This is a genomic window from Mesorhizobium sp. M7A.F.Ca.CA.003.01.2.1 (assembly GCF_003998945.1).
Lineage (GTDB): Bacteria > Pseudomonadota > Alphaproteobacteria > Rhizobiales > Rhizobiaceae > Mesorhizobium > Mesorhizobium ciceri.
Map to the genome: position 1 here is coordinate 1 of NZ_RZRA01000998.1, position 1,952 is coordinate 1,952.

Below are 1,952 nucleotides of genomic sequence, written 5' to 3' on the forward strand. Positions count from 1 at the left end.
GTGGAGGAGAATGTCGGTCTCGGCCTCGAACTGGCCGGCGTCCCAGAAGCCGAGCGCAAGGAGCGCGTCCAACGCCAGCTCAAGCTGGTCAATCTCGACCAGTGGTCGAAGAAATATGCGCATGAGCTTTCGGGCGGCATGCAGCAGCGCGTCGGCCTGGCGCGGGCCTTCGCCACCGAGGCGCCGATCCTGTTGATGGATGAGCCGTTCTCGGCGCTCGACCCGCTCATCCGCACCAAGCTGCAGGACGAATTGCTGCAGCTGCAGGCTGAATTGAAGAAGACCATCATCTTCGTCAGCCACGACCTCGAGGAGGCGCTGAAGATCGGCTCCCACATCACCATCATGGAGGGTGGGCGCATCGTGCAAACCGGCGCGCCCGAAGACATCGTGCTGCGGCCCGCCAACGACTATGTCCGAGACTTCATCGCCAATGTGAACCCGCTGTCGGTGCTGACCGCCTGGAACGTGATGCGCGACCGTCGTGATCTGGAGCACGGCAAGGACGGCTGGGTCTGGCTCGACCGCCGCAAGACGACGCGCTTCAAGATCGACGATCACGGGCTGGTGGCGGCGGCCGAACGCGACGGCAAGCCGGCGGTCTGGGTGTCGTGCGCCGACGTCGAAGGCCAATCCGAGGAAGCCGCGCAAGTGTTCTGGGCCAATCCCGGCACCTCGCTGAAAACCGTCATGCTGGCCATGCACCGTTCGCAGACCGCTCCGGTAGCGCTGTTTGACGACCAGTCGCGCTTCGTCGGCGCCATCGGCATTCGCGACGTGCTGAGCGCGGTGTTGCGGCGGTAGTTTCTCCGGAATCCAACGGCGGCGAGGCGCGGCGACCGGGCGCGCCTTGTTTTTATGCCGCCAGCGGCAGGCGCAGTTGCGTCAGCAGGCCGCCGCCGGGATTGTTGGACAGGCGGATCTCGCCACCTGCGGCGCGCGCGATGTTGCGGGCAATGGTCAGGCCGAGACCAAGACCGCCGGTCTGGCGGTTGCGCGATTGTTCGAGGCGCACGAACGAGCCGAACACGGCGTCGATCTGCGCCTGCGGTATGCCAGGCCCTTCGTCGCGGATGGTGAGCAGGATCATGTCCTCCGACCGGCGCAGCGAAAGATGCGCCTTCTTGCCGTAGGTGACCGCGTTCTGCACCAGATTGGTGACGCAGCGCTTGAGCGCGACCGGCCGCGCCATGCAGATCAGCCCGCGCGAACGGGTCTCGTCGTCGAACGAGACGTCGTCATAGCCGTCGGCGATCGATTCCACGAGCGACCAGAAGTCGATGCGTTCGTTCTTTTCCTCGGTCACTTCGAAGGTGGCGAAGTCGATCACCGAGCTGGCGATGCTCTCGACATCGGCGAGGTCGTGCGCCAGCGCCTCGCGGACCGCCGATTTGCGCAACAGCTCCAGGCGCAGGCGCATTCTGGTCATCGGCGTGCGCAGATCATGCGCCAGTGCCGCCGCCAGATGTTCGCGGTCCTCGACATATTCGCGCAACCTCGCCTGCATGGCGTTGATCGCCTTGGCGGCGGCACGCACCTCGCGGCTGCCGCCCTCGGCGATCGGCGGGCTCTTCAGATCCTTGCCGATCCGGTTCACGGCGGTTTCCATCATCCGGTAGGGCGCCGTCAGCCGGCGCAGCGACCAGATCGACATGATCACCACCAGCCCTGCGATCAGCGAATAGAGCGGCAGGCTGTCGAAGCTCAGGATCGGGCCGACGGGCGTGATCGGTTCGGTGAAATTCAGCCATTGGCCGTCGGCGAAGCGCAGCGATGCCGTCAGCTTGTCGCTCTGGGCGAAGTCGGCGGCCAGCACCAGAAGGTCGCGCTCGACCTGGCCGATGTCGGGTCCTGGCGTCGTGCCGTCCGCGTCGTCGGCCTCGCGCGTCGCCGGATCGCGGCGCACGCGTGCATCGGTGATGCCGAATTTGGACAGCCGGCCGACGAGGATG

At 65.9% G+C, this 1,952-nt stretch carries 2 protein-coding genes; one reads left to right on the forward strand and one right to left on the reverse strand.

The annotated features are described in order from the left end of the window. On the forward strand, nt 1-804 hold an 804-nt coding region (locus tag EN969_RS28795), incomplete at its 5' end, for an ATP-binding cassette domain-containing protein (protein ID WP_127397490.1). A 52-nt stretch (nt 805-856) separates the two neighbouring features. On the opposite strand, the gene EN969_RS28800 is transcribed toward EN969_RS28795, so the two are convergent. Further along, nucleotides 857-1,952, reverse strand: a 1,096-nt coding sequence (locus EN969_RS28800; RefSeq protein ID WP_127419614.1) for an ATP-binding protein, incomplete at its 5' end; no start/stop codon positions are given.